The 25,208-nt window shown below is 74.8% G+C and carries 25 protein-coding genes; 7 read left to right on the top strand and 18 right to left on the bottom strand.

What is annotated here, in order from left to right; translation table 11 throughout:
- Positions 1 to 26 precede the first annotated feature (26 nt).
- Complete coding sequence (locus tag SMD11_RS03990; protein WP_087925103.1) at positions 27 to 1,448, top strand: amino acid permease; 1,422 nt, start codon at positions 27 to 29, stop codon at positions 1,446 to 1,448.
- A 27-nt stretch (positions 1,449 to 1,475) separates the two neighbouring features.
- On the opposite strand, the gene SMD11_RS03985 is transcribed toward SMD11_RS03990, so the two are convergent.
- From SMD11_RS03985 to egtA, 11 genes are all read right to left on the bottom strand, one after another.
- Positions 1,476 to 2,339, bottom strand: coding sequence for an Fpg/Nei family DNA glycosylase (locus SMD11_RS03985; protein ID WP_087925102.1), 864 nt, complete (start codon positions 2,337 to 2,339; stop codon positions 1,476 to 1,478).
- Between the two features lie 35 nt (positions 2,340 to 2,374).
- Positions 2,375 to 3,556: an FAD-dependent monooxygenase gene (locus SMD11_RS03980; protein WP_087925101.1), complete on the bottom strand. Its 1,182-nt coding sequence runs from the start codon at positions 3,554 to 3,556 to the stop codon at positions 2,375 to 2,377.
- 270 nt (positions 3,557 to 3,826) lie between these two features.
- Positions 3,827 to 6,280, bottom strand: coding sequence for an excinuclease ABC subunit UvrA (locus SMD11_RS03975; protein WP_087925100.1), 2,454 nt, complete (start codon positions 6,278 to 6,280; stop codon positions 3,827 to 3,829).
- A gap of 283 nt (positions 6,281 to 6,563) precedes the next feature.
- On the bottom strand, positions 6,564 to 6,779 hold the full coding sequence (locus SMD11_RS03970; RefSeq protein WP_087925099.1) for a dodecin: 216 nt from the start codon (positions 6,777 to 6,779) through the stop codon (positions 6,564 to 6,566).
- 92 nt (positions 6,780 to 6,871) lie between these two features.
- Positions 6,872 to 7,309: an SRPBCC domain-containing protein gene (locus SMD11_RS03965; RefSeq protein WP_087925098.1), complete on the bottom strand. Its 438-nt coding sequence runs from the start codon at positions 7,307 to 7,309 to the stop codon at positions 6,872 to 6,874.
- 26 nt (positions 7,310 to 7,335) lie between these two features.
- Entirely contained in the window at positions 7,336 to 7,674 is a 339-nt protein-coding gene (locus tag SMD11_RS03960) for a hypothetical protein (RefSeq protein WP_087925097.1), read from the bottom strand.
- Between the two features lie 59 nt (positions 7,675 to 7,733).
- Positions 7,734 to 8,219: a universal stress protein gene (locus SMD11_RS03955; RefSeq protein ID WP_087925096.1), complete on the bottom strand. Its 486-nt coding sequence runs from the start codon at positions 8,217 to 8,219 to the stop codon at positions 7,734 to 7,736.
- Positions 8,216 to 9,190: an L-histidine N(alpha)-methyltransferase gene (gene egtD, locus SMD11_RS03950; RefSeq protein ID WP_087925095.1), complete on the bottom strand. Its 975-nt coding sequence runs from the start codon at positions 9,188 to 9,190 to the stop codon at positions 8,216 to 8,218. The genes SMD11_RS03955 and egtD overlap by 4 nt, the downstream gene beginning before the upstream one ends.
- On the bottom strand, positions 9,187 to 9,966 hold the full coding sequence (egtC, locus tag SMD11_RS03945; RefSeq protein ID WP_087925094.1) for an ergothioneine biosynthesis protein EgtC: 780 nt from the start codon (positions 9,964 to 9,966) through the stop codon (positions 9,187 to 9,189). The genes egtD and egtC overlap by 4 nt, the downstream gene beginning before the upstream one ends.
- Entirely contained in the window at positions 9,966 to 11,291 is a 1,326-nt protein-coding gene (gene egtB / locus SMD11_RS03940) for an ergothioneine biosynthesis protein EgtB (RefSeq protein ID WP_087925093.1), read from the bottom strand. The genes egtC and egtB overlap by 1 nt, the downstream gene beginning before the upstream one ends.
- Positions 11,288 to 12,568 (bottom strand): ergothioneine biosynthesis glutamate--cysteine ligase EgtA, encoded by a 1,281-nt coding sequence (gene egtA / locus SMD11_RS03935; RefSeq protein ID WP_087925092.1) that lies wholly within the window; start codon positions 12,566 to 12,568, stop codon positions 11,288 to 11,290. Before egtA ends, egtB begins: the two co-directional genes overlap by 4 nt.
- A 169-nt stretch (positions 12,569 to 12,737) precedes the next feature.
- Here egtA and SMD11_RS03930 point away from each other — a divergent pair, with 169 nt between their 5' ends.
- Entirely contained in the window at positions 12,738 to 14,039 is a 1,302-nt protein-coding gene (locus tag SMD11_RS03930; protein WP_234365880.1) for a cytochrome P450, read from the top strand.
- Here the strand turns inward: SMD11_RS03930 and SMD11_RS03925 are convergent.
- From SMD11_RS03925 to SMD11_RS03910, 4 genes are all read right to left on the bottom strand, one after another.
- Entirely contained in the window at positions 14,017 to 14,772 is a 756-nt protein-coding gene (locus tag SMD11_RS03925) for a DUF4239 domain-containing protein (protein ID WP_087925091.1), read from the bottom strand. The genes SMD11_RS03930 and SMD11_RS03925 overlap by 23 nt on opposite strands.
- Before the next feature lie 53 nt (positions 14,773 to 14,825).
- Positions 14,826 to 15,584, bottom strand: coding sequence for a hypothetical protein (locus SMD11_RS03920; protein WP_159395212.1), 759 nt, complete (start codon positions 15,582 to 15,584; stop codon positions 14,826 to 14,828).
- Between the two features lie 167 nt (positions 15,585 to 15,751).
- On the bottom strand, positions 15,752 to 16,537 hold the full coding sequence (locus tag SMD11_RS03915) for a crotonase/enoyl-CoA hydratase family protein (RefSeq protein ID WP_087925089.1): 786 nt from the start codon (positions 16,535 to 16,537) through the stop codon (positions 15,752 to 15,754).
- The gene (locus SMD11_RS03910; protein ID WP_087925088.1) at positions 16,534 to 18,180 is read right to left on the bottom strand and encodes an acyl-CoA dehydrogenase family protein; all 1,647 of its coding nucleotides are present in this window, start codon (positions 18,178 to 18,180) and stop codon (positions 16,534 to 16,536) included. Before SMD11_RS03910 ends, SMD11_RS03915 begins: the two co-directional genes overlap by 4 nt.
- A 71-nt stretch (positions 18,181 to 18,251) precedes the next feature.
- Between SMD11_RS03910 and SMD11_RS03905 the strand changes: the two genes are divergently transcribed.
- Positions 18,252 to 19,049 (top strand): PaaX family transcriptional regulator C-terminal domain-containing protein, encoded by a 798-nt coding sequence (locus tag SMD11_RS03905; protein ID WP_087925087.1) that lies wholly within the window; start codon positions 18,252 to 18,254, stop codon positions 19,047 to 19,049.
- A gap of 10 nt (positions 19,050 to 19,059) precedes the next feature.
- On the opposite strand, the gene SMD11_RS03900 is transcribed toward SMD11_RS03905, so the two are convergent.
- Positions 19,060 to 19,662: a DUF4865 family protein gene (locus SMD11_RS03900; protein ID WP_087925086.1), complete on the bottom strand. Its 603-nt coding sequence runs from the start codon at positions 19,660 to 19,662 to the stop codon at positions 19,060 to 19,062.
- 52 nt (positions 19,663 to 19,714) lie between these two features.
- Complete coding sequence (locus tag SMD11_RS03895) at positions 19,715 to 20,122, bottom strand: cupin domain-containing protein (RefSeq protein WP_087930270.1); 408 nt, start codon at positions 20,120 to 20,122, stop codon at positions 19,715 to 19,717.
- Between the two features lie 115 nt (positions 20,123 to 20,237).
- Here SMD11_RS03895 and SMD11_RS03890 point away from each other — a divergent pair, with 115 nt between their 5' ends.
- The 4 genes from SMD11_RS03890 (at position 20,238) to SMD11_RS03875 (ending at position 24,211) form a co-directional block, all read left to right on the top strand.
- Positions 20,238 to 21,356 (top strand): glycosyl hydrolase family 18 protein, encoded by a 1,119-nt coding sequence (locus tag SMD11_RS03890; protein ID WP_159395211.1) that lies wholly within the window; start codon positions 20,238 to 20,240, stop codon positions 21,354 to 21,356.
- Positions 21,357 to 21,420: 64 nt separating this feature from the next.
- The gene (locus SMD11_RS03885; RefSeq protein WP_087925084.1) at positions 21,421 to 22,119 is read left to right on the top strand and encodes a response regulator transcription factor; all 699 of its coding nucleotides are present in this window, start codon (positions 21,421 to 21,423) and stop codon (positions 22,117 to 22,119) included.
- Positions 22,116 to 23,642, top strand: coding sequence for an ATP-binding protein (locus tag SMD11_RS03880; protein WP_087925083.1), 1,527 nt, complete (start codon positions 22,116 to 22,118; stop codon positions 23,640 to 23,642). Before SMD11_RS03885 ends, SMD11_RS03880 begins: the two co-directional genes overlap by 4 nt.
- Positions 23,639 to 24,211 (top strand): GerMN domain-containing protein, encoded by a 573-nt coding sequence (locus tag SMD11_RS03875; RefSeq protein ID WP_087925082.1) that lies wholly within the window; start codon positions 23,639 to 23,641, stop codon positions 24,209 to 24,211. The genes SMD11_RS03880 and SMD11_RS03875 overlap by 4 nt, the downstream gene beginning before the upstream one ends.
- A gap of 36 nt (positions 24,212 to 24,247) precedes the next feature.
- Here the strand turns inward: SMD11_RS03875 and SMD11_RS03870 are convergent, their stop codons facing one another.
- Positions 24,248 to 24,997, bottom strand: coding sequence for a polysaccharide deacetylase family protein (locus SMD11_RS03870; protein WP_087925081.1), 750 nt, complete (start codon positions 24,995 to 24,997; stop codon positions 24,248 to 24,250).
- Between the last annotated feature and the right edge of the window lie 211 nt (positions 24,998 to 25,208).

Genomic DNA, 25,208 nt, shown 5'->3' with positions numbered 1-25,208 from the left:
CGTCAGGGTCGACGAGAGGACACCACATGGCTGGGCTCCGGGCGGGTCACGGCGTGCTGCGCCGCAAACCGATCGAGACGATCGAGGAGGGCGATGCGGACGAACGGCTGACCCGGACGCTGGGGCTGTGGCAGCTCACCGCGATCGGGGTCGGCGGCATCATCGGCGCGGGCATCTTCAGCCTCGCGGGTACCATCGCCAACGGCACCGCGGGCCCGGCCGTGCTGATCTCGTTCCTGATCGCGGGCGTCGCGAGCGCGGCGGCGGCCTTCTCGTACGCCGAGTTCGCGGGCCTGATCCCGCGCGCCGGATCGGCCTACACCTACGGCTATGTGGTCCTCGGTGAGCTGGCCGGCTGGTTCATCGGCTGGGACCTGCTGCTGGAGTACACCGCGATCGTGGCGGTGGTGGCGATCGGCATCTCGGGCTACATCAACTTCCTGCTCAACGAGATGAGCGCCGAGCTGCCGCGGTGGATGCTGGGCGCGCCGGGCACCGGCGACGGACACCGGGTCGACCTGTTCGCGGCGGTGCTGTGCCTGCTGATCGCCTATCTGCTGACCCTCGGCATCAAGAACGCCGCCCGCTTCGAGACCGTCGTGGTCGTCCTCAAGGTGCTCGTGGTGGCGGTCGTCGTCGTGGTGGGCTTCTTCCATGTGAAGGCGGCCAACTACGAGCCGTTCTTCCCCTTCGGGGTGAGCGGCGCGTTCACCGGCGCGGCCACGGTGTTCTTCGCGGTCTTCGGCTACGACGCGATGTCCACGGCGGCCGAGGAGTCCAAGGACGCGCAGCGGCACATGCCCAAGGCCATCCTGTACTCGCTGGCGATCTCGATGGTGCTCTACGTGCTGGCCTGCCTCGTGCTGACCGGGATGCAGAACTACAAGGAGATCGACAAGGAGAGCGGCTTCTCCACGGCCTTCAAGTCGGTGGGGCTGGGCTGGCTCGCGGACGTCATCGCCGTGGGCGCGATCATCGGCATCCTCACGGTGATGTTCACCTTCATGCTCGGGGTCACCCGCGTGTGGTTCTCGATGAGCCGGGACGGGCTGCTGCCGCACTGGTTCGCCAAGACCCACCCGACCCGCCACGTGCCGACGCGCGTGACCTGGATCGTCGGCTTCGCGTCCGCGGCGATCGCCGGCTTCGTCCCGATCGGCGAGGCGGCGGAGCTGACCAACATCGGCATCCTGCTGGCCTTCGCGGTGGTGTGCACCGCCGTGATCATCCTGCGCTACAAGCGGCCGGAGCTGCCGCGGGCCTTCCGTTGCCCGGCGGTGCCGCTGGTGCCCGCGATCGGCGTGGCCGCGTCGATCTGGCTGATCACCTATCTGGCGTGGCAGACCTGGCTGCGGTTCGCCATGTGGTTCGCGGTCGGTCTGGTGGTGTACTTCGCGTACTCCTACCGCCACTCGGGTCTGGCCAGGGCGGAGAACCGGCCGGACTGAGCGCGCGCCGGCACCGGCGGGGGCCCCTCATTTGAGGAGGCGGGACAGCCGCCGGTCCGCGAGCGGCTTCCCGCCCGTCTGGCAGGTGGGGCAGTACTGGAGGGAGGAGTCCCGGTACGACACCTCCCGGACGGTGTCCCCGCAGACCGGGCAGGGCTCACCGGTGCGGCCGTGCACCCGCAGGCCGCTCTTCTTCTCGGCCTTCAGCTCCCCGGCGGCGTGCCCGCGCGCCCGCTCCACGGCGCCGCGCAGCGTCGTGCCGACCGTCTCGTACAGGACGGCCGTCTCCTGCGGCGTCAGGCTCGCGGCGAGCTTGAAGGGGGACGTCCGGGCCGCGTGCAGGATCTCGTCCGAGTAGGCGTTGCCGATGCCCGCGATCACGCTCTGGTCGCGCAGGACGCCCTTGACCTGCCGCCGCTCCCCGGCCAGCAGCGCGGCGAAGGCGTCGAAGGTGAACTCGGGCGCGAGGGGGTCCGGGCCCAGCCGCGCGACGCCCGGCACGTCGTCCGGGCGGCGCACGCAGTGGACGGCGAGCCGCTTCTGGGTGCCCGCCTCGGTGAGGTCGAAGCCCGCCCCGCCGGCCAGCCGCAGGCGCAGCGCGAGCGGGCCCTTGCCCGGGCGGGGCGGGGCGTCGGGGAGCCGGTCGTGCCAGCGCAGCCAGCCGGCCCGGGCCAGGTGGAACACCAGGTGCGGGCCGCCGTCGGTGGCCAGGTCCAGGAACTTGCCGTGCCGCCGCACGGCGGTCACCGCGCGCCCTTCGATCGCGTCGAGCGGCGGGTCGTAGGTCTTGAGGACGCTCACGGCCAGCGGGAGGACCCGCTCGACGGTACGGCCGACCGCGCGCTCGGCCAGGAAATCGACGAGGGCCTCGACCTCCGGCAGCTCCGGCATGCCTCCAGTCTGCCGCAGGGGGCGGGCGCGGCAAGTCAGCGGACGGTGGCGTCCCAGTCGACGCGGTAGCCGTGCAGCCAGTCGCCGTCGGGAGCCCGGGCGGGGCCGGCCGCCTCGCCGCCGTCCGTCCGGCGCTCCTCGTCGGGGCCCGGCCGGGCGCGGCCCGCCAGGCCGGCGGACAGGGCCACGACCCGCTCGACCCGCTCGCGCCGCAGCCGCTCGTAGGCCCGGAACGCCGGCTCGGGGCCGGGCAGGTCGCGCAGACAGCGGGCGAGGACCACGCCGTCCTCGATGGCGATGGACGCGCCCTGGGCGGCGTTGGGCGCGGTGGCGTGGACCGCGTCGCCCACCAGGACGGTGTGACGGTCGTGCCAGACGGGGGTGGTGGGCATGTCGTAGGTGTTCATGCCGATGACGGCGTCACCGGTGGCGGCGACGATCGCGGCGGCCGGGGTCCGGTCCCCGGTGAGGGCCTCGGTGGCGTGCCGCCGCCACCAATCGGGCGTGGCGGCGGAGAGCTCCGCGCGGGACAGCTCGGCGCCCCGGATGTTGGCGAACCAGTGGGTGGTGCCGTCTGGGGAGGTCGTACAGCCGAAGAACGCCCGCTTGCCGAAGATCATCCGGTAGGTGCGGGGCGGCGCGGGGTGGACGGTGGCGCGGGTGCGGCCGCACACGCTGGCGTAGCCGGTGTAGCGCGGCGGGGGCGCGTGGGGATCGAGGACGGAGCGGGTCGCGGAATGGATGCCGTCGGCGCCGATCAGCAGATCCCCCTCGGCACGCGAGCCGTCCGCGAAGTACGCGACGACCGTGCCGCGCGGGCCGGTCGTGGCGTCCACGAGGCGCTTGCCGTACGCCACTTGGATGCCGCGCCGCGCGGCCTCGTCGAGCAGCGTGCGGTAGAGGACGGAGCGCTGCACGGTACGCGGGCTGAGCCCCGGGTCCCACGACCCGGCGATGGGCTGGCTGCCGAGCGGCTCCCCGGAGTCGTCGATGAACTCCACGGTCTCGGCGGGGAACGACCGCTCGCGCACGGGCCGTTCGGCGTCGATGGCGCGCAGTGCGGCGAGCCCGTTGGCGAAGAGGACGAGGAACGCCCCGAGGTGGTCCGCGCCGCCCGGGTACGCCTCGTGGACGACGACGTCGATGCCGGCGCGGCGCAGGGCCATGGCGGTCACGGGTCCGGCGATGCCGCCACCGATGATCAGAGCGCGGGTCATTGCCCTCCGTCCCGCCGGACCGGTCGCGCCGGCGCCGGTCCGAGGGTATCCGGGGGGAGGCCGGCGTGCGTAGACCGCGTGGCGGGGGCGGGGGTGGCCGCTGCGCGGGGGCTTTCCCCCACCCCGCCCCTTCCCGAATGTCCTCAATCGCCGGACGGGCTGGTTTTCAGCCTGTCCGGCGTTTGAGGACCGGGGTCCGGGGCGGAGCCCCGGTTACGGGAAGGGGCGGGGCTGGGGAAAGGCCCGCCGCAGGCGCACCCCGCCCCCCCGTTACCCGCCCGCCGAACCCAGCGCCGCCAAGAGATACGGCGCCGTCGCCCCGCCCGCCCCCGCCACCTCCCGCGGCACCCCCGCCGCCACGATCCGGCCGCCCGCCGCCCCGCCGCCCGGACCCATGTCGATGACATGGTCGGCCCCGGCCGCGACGGCCATGTCGTGCTCGACGACCACCACCGTGTTCCCCGCGTCGACCAGCCCGTGCAACTGCCGCAGCAGCAGTTCGGTGTCGGCGGGGTGGAGACCGGTGGTGGGCTCGTCCAGGACGTACAGGGTGTGCCCCCGGTGCGTGCGCTGGAGCTCCGTGGCGAGCTTGATGCGCTGTGCCTCGCCGCCGGACAGCTCCGTGGCGGGCTGGCCCAGGCGGAGGTAGCCGAGGCCGACGTCCTGGAGGGTGCGCAGGCCGCGCCGGGCGGCGGGCACGTCGGCGAGGAAGTCCACCGCGGTGTCGACGGTCAGGTCCAGGACCTCGGCGACGTTCCTGCCCCGGTAGGTGATCTCCAGGGTCCCGGGGTTGTAGCGCGCGCCGCGGCAGGCGTCGCAGGGCGCGTACGCGCCGGGGAGGAAGAGGAGTTCCACGGCGACGAAGCCCTCGCCCTGGCACACCTCGCAGCGCCCGCCGGTGACGTTGAAGGAGAAGCGCCCCGCGGTGTAGCCGCGCTCGCGTGCGCCGTCGGTGGCGGCGAAGACCTTGCGCACCGCGTCGAACAGGCCGGTGTACGTGGCGAGGTTGGAGCGCGGGGTACGGCCGATGGGCTTCTGGTCGACGCGTACGAGCCGGTGCACGGCGTCCAGGCCCTCGGCGGCCCGCACCGCGCGGCCCGCCGTCCCGCCGTTCTCCGCCGTCTCGTCCAGGTGGGCGGCGACGGTGTCGGCGAGGGCCTGTCCGACGAGCGTGGACTTGCCCGAGCCGGAGACGCCGGTGACGGCCGTGAAGACGCCGAGGGGGAAGTCGGCGTCGAGACCCTGGAGGTTGTGGCGGGTGATGCCGCGCAGCCGCAGGGTGCCGGAGGGACGGCGGGGCGCGCGGGGCTCCGCCGCGGGACCCTCGGGGAAGACGAAGCGGCGGGTGGCGGACGCGGCGACGTCCGCGAGGCCGGCGACGGGTCCGCTGTAGAGGATCCGGCCGCCGTGCTCGCCCGCGTGCGGCCCGACCTCCACGATCCAGTCGGCGCGGCGCACGACGTCCATGTGGTGCTCGACGACGAACAGGGAGTTCCCCGCGGCCTTCAGCCGGTCCAGGACGGTGAGCAGCGCGGCGCTGTCGGCCGGGTGCAGGCCCGCCGAGGGCTCGTCGAGGACGTAGACGACGCCGAAGAGGCCGGAGCGCAGCTGGGTGGCGAGGCGGAGCCGCTGGAGCTCGCCGGAGGAGAGGGTCGGGGTGGGCCGGTCCATGCCGAGGTAGCCGAGGCCGAGTTCGGTGAGGACCTCGATCCGGGCGACGAGGTCGGCGGCGAGGGTCGCGGCCGCGCCGTCCCCGTCGAGGGCCGGGCGCAGGGTGGCGGCGAGGCCGGACAGCGGCATGGCGGCGAGCGTGGCGATGTCGTGCCCGGCGAAGGTGACGGCGAGCGCCTCCGGCCGCAGCCGCCGCCCGTCGCAGACGGGGCACGGCCCGGTCACCATGTGCCGCTCGGCGCGGGCCCGCAGGGCGGCGCTCCTGGACTCGGCGACGGTGTGCAGGACGTAGCGCTTCGCGCTCATGTACGTGCCCTTGTACGGGCGTTGGATGCGGCCCGCGTCACGGACGGGGTGCACGGTGACGACGGGCTGCTCGTCGGTGAAGAGGATCCACTCGCGGTCCGCGGCCGGCAGCTCGCGCCAAGGCCGGTCGACGTCGTGCCCGAGGGCGGCGAGGATGTCCCGGAGATTCTTGCCCTGCCAGGCGCCGGGCCAGGCGGCGACGGCCCCCTCGCGGACGGACAGCGAGGGGTCGGGCACCAGCGACTCCTCGGTGACCCGGTGGACCCGCCCGAGCCCGTGGCACTCCGGGCAGGCCCCGGCGGGCGTGTTCGGCGAGAACGCGTCGGAGTCCAGCCGGGCGGCCCCCTCGGGGTACGCGCCGGCGCGGGAGAACAGCATCCGCAGGGAGTTGGAGAGCGTGGTGACGGTCCCGACGGACGACCGCGACGTGGGCGCGGACCGCCGCTGCTCCAGCGCGACGGCGGGCGGCAGCCCCGTGATCTCCCCGACCTTGGGCGCGCCCACCTGGTGGATCAGCCGCCGCGCGTACGGCGCCACGGACTCGAAGTACCGCCGCTGCGCCTCGGCGTAGACGGTGCCGAACGCCAGCGAGGACTTCCCGGAACCGGAGACCCCGGCGAACACGACGAGCGCGTCCCGGGGGATGTCGACGTCGACCCCCCGGAGGTTGTGCTCCCGCGCGCCGCGCACCCGGACGAAGGGGTCGTGGGCGGGGTGGGGCGTCGCGGGGTCGGCGGACGGGGTCATGGGGCTCCAGATCGGCGCGGGGTGCGCGGTGCGCGCGGCGGTGCGTTTCGCGCCGATTTTATGGGGTTCGGGGAGAGGCCCGCCGTGGGGGTGGGCGCTTCCCGGCCCGCTCCTTCGTGGGAGGTGCGCACCGGCGGGGACGTCACCCGGGACCTCGCCCACCGGTCGCGGAGACGGCCCTACCCCGCCCGGACGGCTCCTTCGCTCCCTCGGCCACCGCCGGGAGGTGCCCCCGGGCGGGGACGTCGCCCGGGACCTCGCCCACCGGCTGGAGGAGGGGGCCCTACCCCGCCTCCTCCAGCCGGAACCCCACCTTCAGGCCCACCTGGAAGTGCTGGATCACCCCGTCCTCGATGTGCCCGCGGACCTCCGTCATCTCGAACCAGTCGAGCCCGCGCAGCGTCTGCGCCGCGCGGCCGATGCCGTTGCGGATCGCCGCGTCCACGCCGTCGGGCGAGGACCCGACGATCTCGGTCACGCGATAGGTGTGGTCGGACATGACTCTCCCTCGGTCGGTCCCTGGGCGGAGCTCACAGGGCTCGTCCCACCGTGCCCCAGGTCACCGTCCGGCGCGAGGCGAGAGCCGGGGCGTCAGACCGGGGGACGCCGCTCCGCGCGGGCCTTGAGGGCGGCGTTGAGGGACCGGAAGTCCGTCCTGGTGTCGCGGATCCTGCGCTCCAGCAGGGGGACGAGGAGTCCCCTGAACACCTCGCTCTGGACGAGCCGGGTGCCTCCGGCCACAGGGGTGAGGAGGAAGCGGTGCTCGCCCTCGAAGAGGCCCGGCACCGGGAGCCGGCCGAGCCAGCGCAGTTCCCGGCCGGGCTCGGCGGTCAGCACCCGGGGCCGGAAGATCATCGGGCGCCCGCGCGCGGGGAACGCCCTCAGCGTGAGGGTCCGGCCGGCGGCCACCCTGCCGCCGGCCTCCCGGATGAAGGGGTTCCATTCGGGGTAGCGGCGCAGGTCGGTGAGGACCGACCAGACCTCCATGGGCTCCGCCCGGATCTCGGTCTCCTCGGAAATCTCGCGCATGCGCGCACCGTACCGCCGCCGAACGGCTAGCGCGGTGGATCCACCTCGAACGTGTCGGCCACGGGCGCGAGGGGGTCCACGGCCGCCGTCACGTCGCCGACGGGGCCGCGCTCGCCGCCCGGGGCCGGGCGGACGGCGGTGCCCGCGGAGTACACCGCGAGGAGCCGGCCCGCCCCGTCGACCACGGGGATGGCCTTCGGGATGACGCTCCCGCCGCCGGTCAGTCTCAGCACGAGCACGCCGTCCCGCTGCTCCAGCAGCAGCCCGCCGGACTCCTCGGGCGCTTCCGCCGCGCCCTCCGCCGCGTCCTCCAGCTCCGCCATGCCGTACGCCTCCTCGGTGCCGGGCAGCCGCAGGCTACCCACGGCGGCGGGCCGTGACACCCCTGCCCCACGGGAGTCCCGCGGCGCCCGCGAGGCCCCCGCTACGGCACCACCGTCACCGGCCAGCGCCCCGCCTTCACCAGCCGCACCGCCACCGAGCCGACGATGCGGTGCCCCGCCTGCTCCGAGGCGCCGACGACCACCGCGTCCGCCGTCAGCTCGTCGGCCGCGCGGACCAGCCCCGCGTAGGGGTCGCCCCGGAAGGTGTGGAACTCCCAGCGCACCGCGAAGATGCCCCGCAGCCGCTCCGTCGTGGCCCGGATCTCCGCCAGCAGCTCCTCCGCGACCTCCTCGGTGGCCTCCACGACCGGCGCGCCCAGAGCGGCGCCGCCGGCCAGGACCGGCTGGACGTACACCACGGCCAGCAGGGCGTTCTGACGCCGGGCCAGCCCCGCCGCGTAGGCGGCGGCCCGCCAGGAGGTGTCCGAGCCGTCGACACCGACGACGATCACCTTCGGGCCGTCGGTGCCCCGCTCGAAGCCGGTCGGAAGGCCTTCGCCGCGTCCCTGGTCCGTGTCCTCGTTCACACCGGCAGGCTAACGGGCACGGACAGGGACAGCGCGAAGCGCCCCTCCTCGTCCGTCCACCACCGGCTCAGCCCGAAGCCGGCCGCCGCCAGTTCCGCCCGCACCCCCTCCCGGCGGAACTTCGCCGAGATCTCCGTCCGCAGCTCCTCGCCCGCCGCGAAGTGGACCGCCAGATCGAGGGCGGGGACCTTCGCGACGAGGGCGGTACGGGCCCGCAGCCGCATCTCGATCCACTCCCGTTCCGCGTCCCAGAGGGCGACGTGGTCGAAGTCGTCCGGGTCGAAGTCGGCCTCCAGCTCACGGTTGATCACCGACAGCACGTTCTTGTTGAAGGCGGCGGTCACGCCCGCCGCGTCGTCGTAGGCGGCGACGAGCGTCCGCTCGTCCTTCACCAGGTCCGTGCCCAGCAGCAGCGCGTCGCCCGGGGCGAGTTCCGCGCGGACGGCGGCGAGGAAGACCGCCCGTTCGGCCGGGCGCAGATTGCCGATCGTGCCGCCCAGGAAGGCGAGCAGCCGGGGGCCCGGCGTGCCGGGCAGCGCCAGCCCGTACTGGAAGTCGGCGACGAGCGCGTGCACGGTCAGGGCGGGGTGCTCGGCGAGCAGCGTACGGGCCGCCCCGGCCAGGGCGCTCTCGCTGACGTCGACGGGGACGTAGTGGTCCAGGGAGGGCAGCGCGCCGATCAGGTGCCGGGTCTTGTCGGACGAGCCGGAGCCCAGCTCCACGAGCGTACGGGCGCCGGTGGCCGCGGCGATCTCACCGGCGCGGGACACCAGGATCTCCCGCTCGGCCCGCGTCGGGTAGTACTCCGGCAGCAGGGTGATCTCGTCGAACAGCTCGCTGCCCCGGGCGTCGTAGAACCACTTCGGGGGGAGCTCCTTGGGCGAGCGGGTGAGCCCCGTGGCGACGTCCGCGCGCAGCGCGGCGGCGGTCGCGTCGAGGGGAAGGGTGCGGGTCAGGGCGAACGGGCTCACGAAACGGGCTCCTTGAGCGAAGGAAGCGAGGAGAGCGGGGAGAGCGGGACGACGGAGAGCTCGGCGCGGGTGGCGGTGAGCAGCGTCCGGTCCGGCGCCTGTGTCCAGCGCGGGTCGTCGTCGTAGGGCTCGGACGCGACGGCCGTGCGGCCGTCCGCCACCAGGTACCAGAGGCTGTCGCCCCACGCGGTCGCGGTGACCGACGCGCCGTCGGTGAGCAGCAGGTTGAGCCGCGAGCCGGGCGCGGCCGAGGCCAGCGCCGCGACGGTGGCCGCGAGCGCCCGGCCCGGCGGCTCGCCGCCGCGCAGCCGCCGCTCCACCAGCGCCCAGACGAACGCCGAGTCGCACCGGGCCGCCAGCCGCAGCAGATCGGCGCGCGGCAGCAGCGCCGTGAGCGGGGCGACGGAGTCCGGCCAGCCGGTCAGCGCCCCGTTGTGGCTGAACAGCCACGGCCCGCCCGCGAAGGGGGCCGCCGCCGCCTCGCCGTCGGCGCTCGCCTCGGTGGCGTCCCGCACCGCCGCGAGCAGCGCCCCGGTGCGGACGACGCGCGCGAGATCGGCGAAGGACGGATCGGCCCAGATGGGCCCGGCCCGCCGGTAGCGGGCCGGCACGGGGTCCTCCGGGGCGTACCAGCCGACCCCGAAGCCGTCCGCGTTGACCGTGCCGTAGCGCTGCCGGCGCGGTGCCCACGACTGGCGGAACAGCGCGTGCGCCGGCTCCACCACGGTCGCGCCGATGGGCTCCGGGGGTCCCAGCACCGCGAGGTGGCGGCACATCAGGACGGCTCCGCGTCGCGCGCCGTGCGGAAGCCGGCGAAGATCTGCCGGCGGACCGGCAGGTCCCAGTTGCGGAACGTGCCCCGGCAGGCCACCGGGTCGACGGCGAAGGAACCGCCGCGCAGCACCTTGTGGGCCTCGCCGAAGAACACCTCCGAGTACTCCCGGTAGGGGAAGGCCCGGAAGCCCGGATAGGGCAGGAAGTCGCTCGACGTCCACTCCCACACGTCGCCGATCAGCTGCCGCACCCCCAGCGGGGACGCCCCGGCCGCGTACGCCCCCACCGGTGCCGGGCGCAGGTGCCGCTGGCCGAGGTTGGCGCGGTCGGGCGTGGGGTCCGCGTCACCCCACGGATAGCGGCGGGAGCGGCCGGAGGCCGGGTCGTGGCGGGCCGCCTTCTCCCACTCCGCCTCCGTGGGGAGCCGCCGCCCCGCCCACGCCGCGTACGCCGCCGCCTCGTACCAGCTCACGTGCAGCACCGGCTCCTCCAGGGGCACGGGCTCCTCGGCGCCGAACCGCCGCCGCACCCACCCCGTGCCCTCGCGCCGCCAGAACAGCGGCGCGGCGAGGCCGTGGCGGCGCACCTGCTCCCAGCCGCCCGGCCGCCACCAGCGGGCGTCGGCGTAGCCGCCGTCCTCGACGAACCGCAGGTACGCGCCGTTGCTGACGGGCAGCGTGTCGAGGAAGTAGGACGGCACGAAGCGGGCGTGCGCGGGCCGTTCGTTGTCCAGCGCCCACGGCTCGGCCGACGTGCCCATCGTGAACGGCCCGCCCTCGATCAGGACCTCCGCCGGCAGCGCGCCCGCGTCCGGCGCGGCCCCCGGTGGCTCCGGGGCGGACAGCACCGCCGGCCCCCGGCGCAGCTGGTGGGTGATGAGCATCGTCTCGTCGTGCTGCTGCTCGTGCTGGGCGATCATGCCGAAGGCGAACCCGGCCTCCAGCAGCGGCGCCCCCGACAGCGGCACTCTCTCCAGGACGTCCAGGACCCGGTCCCGCACGTCCGCCACATAGCCGCGCGCCTCCTCGGGCGCCAGCAGCGGCAGTCTCGGGCGCTCGGCACGCGGGTGCTCGAACGCGTCGTACACGGAGTCGATCTCGGGCCGCAGCGCCTCGCGGCCGCCCACGGTGCGCAGCAGCCACTGCTCCTCCTGATTGCCGATGTGCGCGAGGTCCCAGACCAGCGGCGACATCAGGGGGGAGTGCTGGGCGGTCAGCTCGGGCCCGTCCACACAGCCGGTGAGCGCGTGGGTGCGCGCCCGGGCGGTACGGAGGGCGTCCGCGGCCCGCCGCCGGAGGGCGGCGGGGTCGGACTCGGGGACGGTCATGCGCGGCGCTCCTTGCCGAGGACGTGGTCCAGGAGGTCGTCGGCGGGGCACCGGGCGCGGTCGACGTACCGGGCGGTGAAGTCGTCGACGGCGGCCAGGACCCGGGACGTCACCCCCATCCGGGGCAGTGCCTCCCGGGCCGCCGCGAAGCAGGCGACCGCCGCGGCGTGCAGCTCGGGGTCGGCCAGGCCGTGCCGGGCGGCGTTCCGCCACAGCGGGTTGTCCGGCGGGGGCGCCGCGCCGGCCGTGTCCGCGAGGGCCTTCACCACGCGGTAGGCCGTCTCGGACGCCACCGGGTCGTCGAACAGCGCGGCCGTCACGGCGAGCGGCACCAGCCAGCCGTCCTCCCCGGGCTGCGCGTCGATCATGCGCAGCTCCAGGTGGCCACGCGGCCGTACGGGCGGGAACAGCGTGGTCAGGTGGTAGGCGACGTCGTCCGCGGTGGGCCGCCGGGGCCGCCCGGTGCGCGTCCAGCGGCGCAGGTCCAGGCCCTCCGGGGCGTCCCACGGCCGGTCACCGGACTGCACGCACATCACCGGCGCGTCCAGGACGTACCCGGCCCAGGCCGCCCGGAGGTCCGGGAGCTCCGGCGGGGCCAGGGCGCGCCCGGGGTCGACGTCGGCGTAGGCGGCCTGCCGGGTGGAGCGCCAGCCGGTCGGGCGGCCCAGGTGCAGCGGGGAATTGGCGAACGCGGCGACGAGCACCGCGCCCAGCAGGTGCGCGAGCCGCCAGCGCCGCCCGAAACCGAGCGGACCGGGCTCCTCGAACCCGGCGTCGACGCACACCTGGACGGACGCGGTGCGGCACATGATGGTGCGCCCCGCGCCGTTGCGCCGGTCGTAGAAGGCCTCCATGGCCTCGTAGCGGGGGGTCTTGAGGACGCGCCGCGGAGGGTGCCAGGGGTCCTGGCCGTAGCCGGCGAGGACCAGTCCGAGGTCGCGGAGCGCGGGACGGGCGGCGTCGAGATCGGCGGAGACCTCCGCCACGCAGGTGGCGAGGGAGTCCGCGGGCCGGGAGCTGAACTCCAGCTGGCCGCCCGGCTCGACGGTGATCAGGGACCGCAGCGGCAGGTCACGCAGGCGGTCGGCGGCCGCCGCCAGCAGAGGCGGAGGGACCGGTCGGGCGGGGTCACGCAGGTCGTGGACGAGCCATTCCAGCTCCACTCCGAGGAGCCTGGGCGGGCCCGTCTTGAAACAGATGCCGCGCACGAGCGCGTTGACCTCCGCCTCGTCCACGAACTCGGCGGGGCCCGCCCTGTCGGACTCGCTGTCCGCCATGGTCCGTACCTCCCGTCCATCGCCGCATGCGGAACCTCAGCGGTTCCGCTGAACACCACGGGTGGAGCCGGGCCCCACGGTCCCATCGCGCTCGTCCGGCCTCAAGGGCACCTCGTCATTGTGACGAGCCCTTGACGTGCACGCCAGAGGAGGGCGTACGGTCGCAAAAGTGACCGGATCCGAGGTGCCCGCCGACATCCACCATCCCGAGACCTATGCCCGCGGGGTGCCCTACGCACGCTTCCGGGAATTACGGGAGCACAGCCCCGTCCACTGGACGGCGGAGCCGGCCGTCGGTCCCTGGCCCGCCGGCCCGGGCTACTGGGCCGTCCTCCGGCACGCCGACGTCAAGCACGTGCTGCGCACCCCCGAGATCTTCTCCTCGCACCTGGGCGCCACCCAGATCCCCGACCCGGACACCCCCGAGGACCTCGGCTTCGTCCGGTCGATGATGCTCAACCAGGACCCGCCCGCCCACGCGCGGCTGCGCCGCATCGTCGCCTCCGCCTTCACCCCGCGCGCCGTCCGGGAGCTGGAGGCCGTCATCGAGGCCCGCGCCCGTGCCCTGGTCGACGGCGTGGCGGACCGGGGAGCGGCGGACTTCGTGGAGCTCGCCGCGGACCTGCCCGTGTGGACCCTCGCGCACATCATGGGCGTGCCCGATCAGGACCGGCGGCTGTTCTACGACTGGTCCAACCGCGTCATCGGCTACCAGGACCCCGACCACGCCGGATCGGCGACCGCCGACCCCGCGGCGCTCACCCCGGCGGGCCGCGCCGCCCTCGCCCGCCGGCCCGCCACGCTCGCCCGCCCCGACGGCAGCATGATCAGCCCGCGCTCGCGGGAGGCCCTCGCCGACATGTTCGCCTACGCGCACGCGCTGTCCGGCGAGCCCCGGCCCGGCAGCGTGATGGCGCACATGCGCGAGGCCGGCCTGACCCGCGACGAGTTCGAGACGATGTTCTTCCTCTTCGCGGTGGCCGGCAACGAGACCCTGCGCAACGGCATCCCCGGCGGTCTGCTGACCCTCCTGGACCACCCCGGCCAGTACGAGCTGTTCCGCACCCGCCCGGAGCTGACCGCGCCGGCCGTGGAGGAGATGCTCCGCCACTGGCCGCCCGTCATGGACTTCCGCCGCACCGCCACCCGCGACACGGAGCTCGCCGGGGTGCGGATCCGGCGCGGGGAGAAGGTCGTCGTCTTCCACGCCTCCGCCAACCGCGACGAGCGCGTCTTCCCCGACCCCGACCGCTTCGACATCACCCGCACGCCCAACGACCACGTCAGCTTCGGCTTCGGCCCGCACGTCTGCCTGGGCGCCCACCTCGCGCGCGTCCAGCTGCGGGCCGTACTGCGGGCCGCCGTCGACCGGCTGCCCGGCCTGGAGCGGGCGGGCGAGCCGGTCCGGCTGACGTCCAACTTCCAGAACGGCCTCAAGCACCTGCCCGTCAGATGGCGAACATGTCGGTGAAGGCGCCGCTGGCGTCGCCCACGGCATGGCCGAAGGGGGAGTTGAAGTCCCAGATGAGGAAGAGGAGGAAGGCGATCAGGGCGCTGTAGAGCCCCGCCAGCAGCAGCTCGCGCGGTGACCGCCCGATCTGGAGCGTGAAGATCAGCCCCACCGCCACCAGCGCGCCCGCGACCAGCCCGAACCACACCACGCCCGGCATGGTGGGCTCGGAGTTCTCGCCCCGGGAGGTGCGCGCGGCGTCCGCCGCGCCGACCTGGTCCAGGATCGGCTGGTACGACTGGCCCTCGTGGTCGTTGCGCGGCTCGTAGGAGGTCACGTCCTCCCGGATCTTGGCCAGCAACTGCGCGCTGCGCTCGGTCAGTCCGCCGTTCTTGAGCATGACCGGCCACTCCTTGTGGACGACGTAGCTCACGTAGGTGTCGATGTCCTCGCGCACCTGGTCCCGGGCGGCCGGCGCGTACACCTGGACCCGCTCGTGGATCTCGTGCAGCGCCTGGGCCTCGGCGCGGACCTCGTCCTGGGCGCCGTTGCGCGCCTCCCAGACGCCGGCGATGGCCAGGCCGAGGACGATGGCGTAGACCACGCCGATCATCATCGTCATGTACTCGATGACGTCGGGGGTCTCGCTCGGATCGACGTCCTCGCCGAGCCTGCGGTGCCGCAGCAAGGTGATGGTCAGGACGACCGCGCAGGCGGCGGCCATCGCCAGGGCCAGGACCAGCCACTCGGACAAGGGAAAACCTCCGGGGTGAGGATGTCTGCGGGTACGGGAACGTGGGCGGGGCGTCAGCCGCGGCGCCCGCCGCCACCGCGCGGCCGCAGCAGGGCGGCCGAGAGCACGGCCGGAGCGGTGAGCAGCAGGGTGAAGGTCACCAGCGAGACGCCGCCTTCGGGGCGCTTGGAGACCGACTGGTGGTAGGCGCGGGGCGCGATGTGCGACGACGGTGTGGGTACGGGGGTGGGCGTCGGCTCCGGCGCGGGGGCCGGGGGCGGCGGTACGTCGCCGCCGCGCGCGATCACCGGCCGGGGCGCCGGCGCCGGCGGGGGCGCGGGCCGCTCCGGCGGTACGGGCGTGGGCGAGGGGGCGGGCGGCCGGGGCGCGGGCGGCTCGATCCGGACGGCCGGCGGGCGGGGGCGCGGTGCGGGACAGTGGCCGATGACGGCCGCGCTGCCGCCGGCCCGCGCGTCGACCGTCACGCACCCCGGGTCGTCCCGGATCACCACGGACGCGCCGTCGCCCGTCGTGACGGTCACGCTGCCCAGGTGCCGGCGCCCGGAGGCCCGGTCACGCCCCGGCGGTCCCTCGATGACGACGGTGGGGGAGGAGGCGCCGGCCGCGGGACGGCCGTGGGGGTGGGCCGGAGGAGCCGGGCGGGGCCGGCCGGCGGGGAAGAACGTTCCGCCAACGCGGACGCCTCGCACGTCCCCCGTGTCCCCTGGACCGTCTCCGGCGCTGTCCGCCTGTGCCGGTGCGGCCACGGCTGTCGCCAGCACGGCCGCGAAGGCCACGATCCCCGTCCGCCCCGCGCATACCCATCCACTCACGACAGAGATCTTGGTGGTCGGCAAGGCTTCCGCTTCGCTTTCGCGCCTCAATCCCTCCGATGGGATGAAGAACTGTGTGCGTTATGTGTGGAACATCTTCGGCAAGAAGGGCATACCGGGAGGGAGCGCCGAGACCCGGAAGCCGGGCCGCCGCACCTCACGGACCGTCATATCCGCGCCTCTCGGAGCCCGGAGAAGTCCCCGTGCCGGCCCGCGCCCGCGGCGAAGCGCGCCGCTCCCTCGGTGGCGTGCTCCAACGACGTCATCCCGTAGGCGAGTTCGGCCTCCATCGCGCGTTCCTCCGGCAGCCCCTCCTGGCCCAGCAGCGAGGCCCGGTCGCCGCGCAGGCACTCCTGCGGGAAGCGGGCGATCCCCGCCGCCAGTTCCTCCGCCGCCCGGCGTGACTCCCCGGGCGGCACGAGGCGGTTGACGAGCCCGATGGCGTGGGCCTCCGGCGCCTGTACCGGGCGGCCGGTCAGGATCAGGTCCATGGCCCGGCCCGCCCCGATCAGCCGGGGCAGCCGGACCGTACCGCCGTCGATCAGCGGCACGCCCCAGCGGCGGCAGAAGACGCCGAACACCGCGTCCTCCTCGGCCACGCGCAGATCGCACCACAGCGCCAGCTCCAGGCCGCCCGCCACCGCGTGGCCGCTCACCGCCGCGACGACCGGCTTCGACAGGCGCAGCCGGGTCGGGCCCATCGGCCCGTCGCCGCCGGGCGCGACGCGGTTGCCGCGCCCGGTGCCGAACGCCTTGAGGTCGGCGCCCGCGCAGAAGGTCCCGCCCTCGCCCCACAGCACCGCCACCCGCGCGCCCTCGTCCGCCTCGAACTCCCGGAAGGCGTCGGCGAGCGCGGTCGCCATGGGCCCGTCGACGGCGTTGCGGACCCCGGGCCGGGCGAGGATCACCGTGGTGACCGGTCCGGCCCGGACCACGCGGACGCCGGCGGTCACCGCGCGTCCTTCGCCCGCGCGCGCTCCAGGATCGCGCCCAGGTCCGCGCCGGCCGGCAGGGTGCCGAAGGCGTTGCCCCAGTCCGCGTCCAGCCGCGAGGCGCAGAAGGCGTCCGCGACGGCCGGGGTGCTGTGGCGGACCAGCAGGCTGCCCTGGAGGACGAGCGTGAGCTGCTCGGCGACGCGGCGGGCGAGGAGCTGCGCGCGGCCGGGGTCGGTGAGCTCGCCGAGGAGGCGGCGCAGGCGCGCGGCCGCCGCGTCGAGCCGGGCGTCCGCGCCGGCCGCCGCCTCGACCTCGGCGAAGTAGGCCGTGAGGGCGGCGGGTTCCCGGCCGAGCGCCCGCAGCACGTCCAGCGCCGCGACGTTGCCCGAGCCCTCCCAGATCGACAGCAGCGGCGCCTCGCGGTAGAGCCGGGGCATGCCCGACTCCTCGACGTAGCCGTTGCCGCCCAGGCATTCGAGGGCCTCGGCGGCGTGCGCGCTGCCGCGCTTGCACACCCAGTACTTCCCGGCGGCCAGCGCGAGGCGCCGCAGCGCGGCCTCCCCGGCGTCGCCCGCCTCGGACCGGTCGAGCGCCGCCGCCAGCCGCATCGCCAGCACCGTCGCCGCCTCGGACTCGACGGCGAGGTCCGCCAGGACGTTGCGCATCAGCGGCTGGTCGATCAGCTCGGCGCCGAACGCGCGCCGGTGCGCGGTGTGGTGCAGCGCCTGCCGCAGCCCGGCCCGCATCCCGGCGGCCGAGCCGATCACGCAGTCGAGCCGGGTCATGTTGACCATCTCGACGATCGTGCGCACCCCGCGCCCCGGCTCACCGACCGGCCAGGCCACGGCCCCCTCGTACTCGATCTCGGCCGAGGCGTTGGAGCGGTTGCCGAGCTTGTCCTTCAGCCGCTGGATCCGCATCGCGTTGCGCGTGCCGTCGGGCAGCACCCGGGGCATCAGGAAGCAGGTCAGGCCCTCCGCCGCCTGCGCCAGGACCAGGAAGACATCGCTCATCGGCGCCGACGTGAACCACTTGTGGCCGGTGATCACGTACGAGCCGTCGGCGGCCGGGACCGCCGTCGTGGTGTTGGCCCGGACGTCCGAGCCGCCCTGCTTCTCCGTCATCGACATGCCGGCGATCAGCCCCCGCTTGCCCAGCGGCGGCCGCAGCCCGAAGTCGTACGAGCGCGCGGCAAGCAGCGGTTCGTAGGCTGCGGCCAGCGCGGGCGCGGCGCGCAGCGCGGGCACGGCGGCGTAGGTCATGGAGACGGGACAGCCGTGGCCGGGCTCGGCCTGCGCCCAGACGTAGAACTTCGCCGCGCGCGCCAGGTGCGCGCCGGGGCCGCCCTCCGCCCAGGGGGCGGCGTGCTGGCCGCTCTCCACGGCGACGGCCATCAGCTGGTGCCAGGCGGGGTGGAACTCCACCTCGTCGACGCGGTGGCCGTAGCGGTCGTGGGTGTGCGCCACCGGCGGGTGGGCCTCGGCCATCCGGGCCCAGTCCTGCACCTCGGCCGACCCCGCCCGCGCGCCCAGCTCGCGCACCTCGGCCTCGGCGCCCCCGGCGCCGTCGCGCCGCAGGGCCTCCAGCAGGGCGGGGTCGTCGGCCGTGGTGAAACCGGTCAGGGGCGGAGCCTGGTTCAGGACTTCATGCGTGGCGCTCATGGGACGACCTCCGGACGGACGGGCGGGCACGAGGGGCATTACAGTTTTATGATGCGTGATCGGAGGCTGTAATGGACAGTGTCTCGCCGGACAGCGGCGACGGCGGCGGGAATCCCGGCGGAGCCGCGGGCGGCGCACTCGCCCTGCGGCCCCTGACCGCGCGCTCGGTCGTCCTCTCCACGCTGCTCGGCCATCACCCGCCCGCGCTCCCGGCCCGTGCCCTCGTCCGCGTCGGCGAGCTGTTCGGCACCGCCGAAGGGGCGGTCCGCACCGCCCTGACCCGGATGGTCGCCGCCGGTGACCTGGAGCAGCGCGACGGCGCGTACCGCCTCACCGACCGGCTCCTCGCCCGTCAGGCCCGCCAGGACGACAGCCGCGCCCCGCGCACCCGTCCCTGGGACGGCGGCTGGGAGATCGCCGTCGTCACCCCCGACCGCCGCCCCGCCGCCGAGCGCGCGGCCCTCCGTCAGGCCATGGCAGCCCTCCGCCTCGCCGAGCTGCGCGAGGGCTGCTGGCTGCGCCCGGCCAACCTCGTCCGCGACCGGCCCGCCGTCGTCACCGAGCAGTGCGCGCTGCTCACCGGCGCCGCGCCGGAGGGCGACCCGGCGCGGCTCGCCGCCACGCTGTGGGACCTGGACGCCTGGGCGGTACGGGCCCGCGCCCTGGAAGCGGCGCTGCGCCGGGAGCGCGCCGAGGGCCTGGCCCAGCGGTTCACCGTCTCGGCGGCCGTCCTGCGCCACCTCCTGGCGGACCCGGTGCTGCCGGCGGCCCTGCTGCCGGCGGACTGGCCGGGGGACCGGCTGCGGCGGCACTACGAGGACTTCGACCGGGAGTTCCGGAAGCTGCTGCTGCGGCACATCGGCGGGTAGCCTGCGCGGGTCACCGGCGCGCCGCGCCGCCCAGCTCGTCCAGGTGCGGGGCCGACAGGTGCAGCACCTCGTAGCGCTCGGTGGCGTCCTCGTCCTCAGGTACGGAGTGCTCCCACAGCGTCAGCCGCATCAGCTGCCAGTGGCGCGGGTCGACGGCCAGCGCGGCCGTGTGCACACCCTCCCGCGTGGCGAGCCGGCGCAGCAGCCGGGTCTCCTCCTCGACCAGAGCGGCCAGGTCGCCCGGCTCCGCGCCGGGCGGGACCGGGGTCAGCCGCCGGGAGGCGGCCGTGGGCACCTGGCCGCGGGCCGGGCCCGCCTCCGTCGCCAGGCCCGTCCAGTGGTGGACGGCGGGCCGGCCGAAGTCGCCGACGATCCCCTGGAAGCCGCCCCCGCCGACGAGGAAGTGGCTCATCGCGTCCGTGTCCTGCCACAGGTAGACGGGCGCGTACTGATTGACGGGCGAGCCGCCGACACCGCGCTCCCGGATCACATAGGCCTTCAGGCCCAGCCCGGGGAGGTCGTCGAGGAGGTGGCCGCGGGTGGCGACGCGGGTGCGGATGATCCCCATGTCGTAGTCGGCGGGAAGGGTGATCTCGTACTGCATGGCGTACATGGCGTGGCGGTCCTTGCTGTCCAAAGGGCTGTTCGGAGCGGTGCGGGGCTGTTCAGGAGGCGGGCGCGGCGGCGTACTCGGCGTCGGTGACGGCCTCGTCGACCTCGGCCTCGGTGCCGTCGGCGGCCGCCTCCTGGACGACGAGGTGGGTCATGGGCGTTGTCGCGCCGGCGCCGTGCCAGTGCCACTCACCGGGCTCGATCCGGACGGTGTCGCCCACGCCGATCGGCTCCACCGGGCCGCCGCGCCGCTGCACCAGCCCCGCGCCCTCGGTCACGTGCAGGACCTGGCCGAGCGGGTGGCGGTGCCAGTGCGTACGGGCGCCGGGGGCGAAGCGCACGCTGCCGACCCGCACGCGGGACGGGGGAGCGGGGGCGGCCAGCTCGTCGATGTGCACGGCGCCGGTGACCAGCTCGGACGGTGCGGCGACGGCGTCCGGGCGAGTGCGGATGATCTTCATGCCCGCACTGTACATACCAGTAGGTACAGAATCCAGCGGCGGTGTCCCGGCCGGGGAGCCGCCCGCCCGGCGCACTCCGCTCGCGCCACCGCCCGCCCCGTACGAGGCTGGGCGCATGATCAGCGGACGCGCCGTTCCCGCAGTGACGGCCGCGCTGGCGGCGGTGCTCACCTGCCTGGCCCCGCCCGCCCTCGCGGCCCCCCGCCCCGCGGCCCCACCCCGTACCGCCTCGGCCTGGCTGCCCTACTGGGAACCCGGCGCCTACCGCGACGCCCTCGCCCACGCCGACCGGCTCCACACCGTCAGCCCCTTCTGGTACGAGGCCACCGCCGCCGACCGCGTCACCGCCCACCCCGGCGCCGGCGACCGGACCGTCGTCGACGGCCTGCGCGCCGCCGGGATCAAGGTCGTGCCCACCGTCACCGAGAGCCTCGACGCCGAGGTGATGGCCCGCCTGATGGGCGACGCGAGGACCCGCGCCGCGCACATCGACACCCTGGTGCGGCTCACCACCGACCACGCCTACGACGGCCTCGACCTCGACTACGAGAAGATGAACGAGGGCGCCCGCACCCCGGGCCTCGTCGAGCGCGTCCGCACCGGCTTCAACGCCCTGACCACACAGCTGTGCGCCCGGCTGCACGCCCTGCGCAAGGAGTGCGTGGCCGCCGTCTTCCCCCGCACCGCCGCCCCCGCGCACGACGAGGGACCGGTCTTCGACTACGCCCACCTCGGCCGCACCCTCGACCGCCTGCGGATCATGGGCTACAACCTGCACAACGCCCTCGACGAGCCCGGCCCGCTCTCCAGCCCCGCCTGGTACGACGAGATCCTCAGCTACGCCACCGCTCGGGTGCCCGCCCGCCGCATCGAGATGGGCCTCCCCGCCTACGGCTGGGACCACCGCGTCGGCGACACCGCCCGCGCCACCCACCGCACCACCCGGGAGGCCGAGGCGCTGCGCCGCCGCGTCGGCGCGCCCTACGCCCTGGACCCCGTCTCCCGCACCCCGCACTTCACCTACACCGAGGACGGGAAGCGGCGCGAGGTCTGGTACCAGGACGCCCGCGGCGTCGCCGCCCACCTGCCCGTCCTGCGGAAGTACGGGGTGACGGGGACCGCGCTGTGGGCCCTGGACTTCGAGGACCCCGGGCTGTGGCCGGTCCTCGCCGGCGAGCGGTCCGAACGCGGGCCCACCGCCCGGCCGAGACCGGCGAATATGAGCAGTCGGTGACAGTTCGGGCGTCGGGAGGCCCGTGCGGCGCACGTGTGTGCGGCGGGGAACGATACTTGTCCGCATGTCACGCGTGCTGCTGATCGAGGACGACCGGGCCGTACGGGAAGCCGTCCTCCTCACCCTGCGCCGCCGCGGCCACGAGGTCGAGGGCGCGGCCACCGGCGAGGCCGGGCTCTCCGCCATGGAGACCTTCCGCCCCGACCTGGTCCTGCTCGACCTCATGCTGCCCGACAAGAGCGGCTTCGAGGTGTGCCGGCGCATCCGCGCCACCCAGCAGATCCCGATCATCATGCTCACCGCCCGAGGCGACGACATAGACGTCGTCCTCGGCCTGGAGGCCGGCGCCGACGACTACATCGTCAAGCCCGCCCGCGGCGAGGTCCTCGAAGCCCGCATCCGCGCCGTGCTGCGCCGCGCCGCCCCGGGCGACGGTGGCCCCGACCCCGCCGCGAGCCAGCCCGTGGAGACGCACGGCGACCTCTCCATCGACCGCAAGGGCCTGCTTGTCGCGAAGCACGGCCAGGACCTGCCGCTCGCCCCCTCCGAGATGAAGCTGCTGCTGTACCTGTCGGCGACCCCGGGCCGGGTCTTCAGCCGCCAGCAGCTCCTGGAGCACGTGTGGGAGCACAGCTACCACGGTGACGCCCGCCTGGTCGACGCCTGTGTGATGCGCCTGCGCACCAAGGTCGAGGACTCCACCCGGTCGCCGAAGTACATCCAGACCGTGCGCGGCTTCGGCTACCGCTTCGGACCCCTGTGAAGCGGCCGCGCTTCCGCAGGCCCGCGTTCCCGCGCCCCGACCTCCGGCGCCCCGAGTTCCGCCGGCCGTCGCTGCGCGCCCTCGCGTCGGGCCTGCGCGCCCGCCTGGTCGTCGCGTTCCTGCTGGTCGCCGCGCTCAGCGCGCTCACCACGGCGGGGCTGACCTTCCGCGAGGCCCGCACGGCGATCCTCAAGCGCACCCAGGACACCGCCGTCTCCGCCCTGCGCTCCCAGGTCAACTCGCAGATCCCCGACTACAGCTTCCCGCCCAGCCAGCAGAAGCTCCTGGAGCTCACGCACGGCCTCACCCGGGCCGGCGAGGCCCAGCACTGGATCATCCACGTCCGCTACGAGGACCACCCGATGGTCCCCGCCGCCGACGTGAAGGCGGTCATCCCGCAGGGGCTCCGGCAGAAGGTCCGCAACGGCATCGCGGCCTTCCAGCGCATGGACATCGACGGCAACGCCTGGCTCGCCATAGGCCTGCCCGTCACCTACGCGGACACCGGCCGGCCCTCCGGCCTGGAGGTCTACGCCCAGATGCCGCTCCGCGAGGACGAGATCAACGTACGGGCGCTCGTCCAGGCCGCGCAGAGCGGCGCCGTGCCCGGCGTGGCGCTGGCCGCCGTGCCCGCCCTGATCGCCGCGCGCGGCGTGCTCCGGCCCGTGCGCGAGCTGCGCCGCGCCACCCGCAAGATCGCCGCCGGCGAGCTGGACACCCGCCTCAAGGTCACCGGCCGCGACGAGCTCGCCGACCTCTCCCGCACCTTCAACGACATGGCCGAGGCCCTGGAGGAGAACGTCGCCGAGCTGCGCCGCATGGAGGCCAACTCCCGGCGCTTCGCCGCCGACGTCTCGCACGAGCTGCGCACCCCGCTGGCCGCCATGACCGCCGTCGTCGACGTCCTGGACGACGACGCCGGCTCGCTCGACCCCGACACCGCCTACGCGGTGCGCCTCATCAGCGAGGAGACCGGCAAGCTCGCCCGCATGGTCGAGGACCTGATGGAGATCTCCCGCTTCGACGCGGGCGCCGCCGCGCTCCACCTGGACGAGGTCGACGTCGCCGAGACCGTCCGCAAGACCCTCCAGGCGCGCGGCTGGCAGGACGAGGTGGCCGTCGACCTGCCCGAGGGCGTCCGCGCCCGGCTCGACCCGCGCCGCATCGACGTCGTGGTCGCCAACCTCGTGGGCAACGCCCTCAAGCACGGCGGCGGACCCGTCGGCGTCGCGGTCCGGGTGGCGGAGGGCAAGGCCCCGGGCGCCGCCGGCGAACGGCTGCTGATCGAGATCGCGGACCGGGGCCGGGGCATCGACCCCGAGGTGCTCCCGCACGTCTTCGAGCGCTTCTTCAAGGCGGACTCCGCCCGGGCCCGCTCCGAGGGCAGCGGCCTCGGACTCGCGATCACCCTGGAGAACGTGCGCCTGCACGACGGGACCGTACGGGCCGCCAACCGCCCCGAGGGCGGCGCGGTGTTCACGGTGGACCTGCCGCTGCGCCACTGCGGAGGTGAGGAAGGATGAGGAAGGGACGCCCGGCCCTGGCCGCGCTGCTGCTGACCGGGACGCTCGCGGGGTGCGGGGTCACCTCCACGGACGTCATCGACGTGGGGCAGCCCGCCAGCGGTGCCAAGCGGCCCGGCACGACCCAGGAGAAGGGGGCCAGGATCTATCTGATGTCCCCGACCGGAGTGAAGTCGGTGCCCCGCGACGCCAAGACCAAGCTCGGCGCGGAGGACGCCGTCGCCCTGCTCCTCAACGGGCCGGAGACCGACGAGCGCGTCCGCGGGCTCTACACCGACCTGCCCAGGATGCGGGCCGACCAGGTGCACGTCACCACCGGCACCCTGCGGGTGAGCGTCCAGATGCCGATCAACGTCCTGAAGCTGAGCCTGGCCGCCCGGAGCCAGCTCGTGTGCACGGCGGCGGACAACGAGACGCCCCGCAGGCGCCAGGTCCACGACGTGAAGGTGGAGCTCAGCGGCGGCGGCTACGTCATCTCCGATCTGGTCTGCGACAGCAACAACGCCTTCCCCGCGGCCAAGCTGCCCACCCCGCAGGTCGACGGCGGCAGCGGCGGCGGGGGCCGCTGAATCCGCGTCGCCGCGTCCCCGCTGGGGAACGCGCCGTCAGGTCCTGGGGAAGCTGAAGGTGTAGCCCTCCTGCTTCAGCCACGGCAGCAGCCGCTCCAGCGCCTCGACGGTCTGCTTGCGCGACCCGCCGTCGTCGTGCACCAGGACGGTCGGCCCCTTGCCGATCTGCCGCTTGACGGTGTCCACGATCTTGTCGACGCCCGGGTGCTGGAAGTCCTTGGTGTCGACGTTCCAGCCGAGGGGGCGCATGCCGTTCTCGGCGGCGATCCTGCGGCTGTCGGGGGTGAAGGCGCCACCGGGTGCCCGGTAGTAGGGGACCGGGGCGCCGCCCGACGCCTCCTCGATCAGCTTCTTGGCGTCGAGGATCTCCTTCGACTGGTACTCGACGGACTTCTTGTCCATCGTCGTGTCGTGCGACATGGAGTGGTCGCACAGCCGGTGGCCCCCGGCGACGACCCGCTTCACGAGGTCCGGGTGCTTCGCCGCGTTGGGGCCGATCATGCAGAACGTCGCCTTGACGTCGTACCGCTTCAGCAGGTCGAGGACCTGGGGGGTCCAAGTGGGGTCCGGCCCGTCGTCGACGGTGAGGTTCACGGTCTTCCCGGGGTCCTCGGAGAGGTGCTCGATCTCCTGGCTCACCTGCCTGGCCGGCGCGGACCGCTCCGCCGCCGGGGAACCGCCCCCGGAGCCGCGCTCGTTCGCCGCCACCGCGAGCGTGCCGCCGGCTATCGCGAGGACCGCCGCCGTGGCCACGATCCGGTACCTCTGCTTCTTCGGCAGCGCCATGGCGTCGCCCCGCCCTCCCTGTAGGTGCCTGTTACACCGAATGAGAGGGGAGGAGCGGGGGAAAAGGATCCCGCTGTTACCGATTGCTCATCAACCGGGCACGGGAACCGCACGTGCCGCCAGGAATTCCCGCCCTCCGAGGGCCCGGTGAGGCGCGTGCCGCCACATGGTGCTGTGGTGGCCGGAGCGGGCGGAGCCGCCGTGTGCCGTT

The organism is Streptomyces albireticuli, assembly GCF_002192455.1.
Taxonomy (GTDB): Bacteria; Actinomycetota; Actinomycetes; order Streptomycetales; family Streptomycetaceae; genus Streptomyces; species Streptomyces albireticuli_B.
Note: the sequence above shows the minus strand (reverse complement) of the source record. Positions and strands in the feature narration are given on the sequence as shown.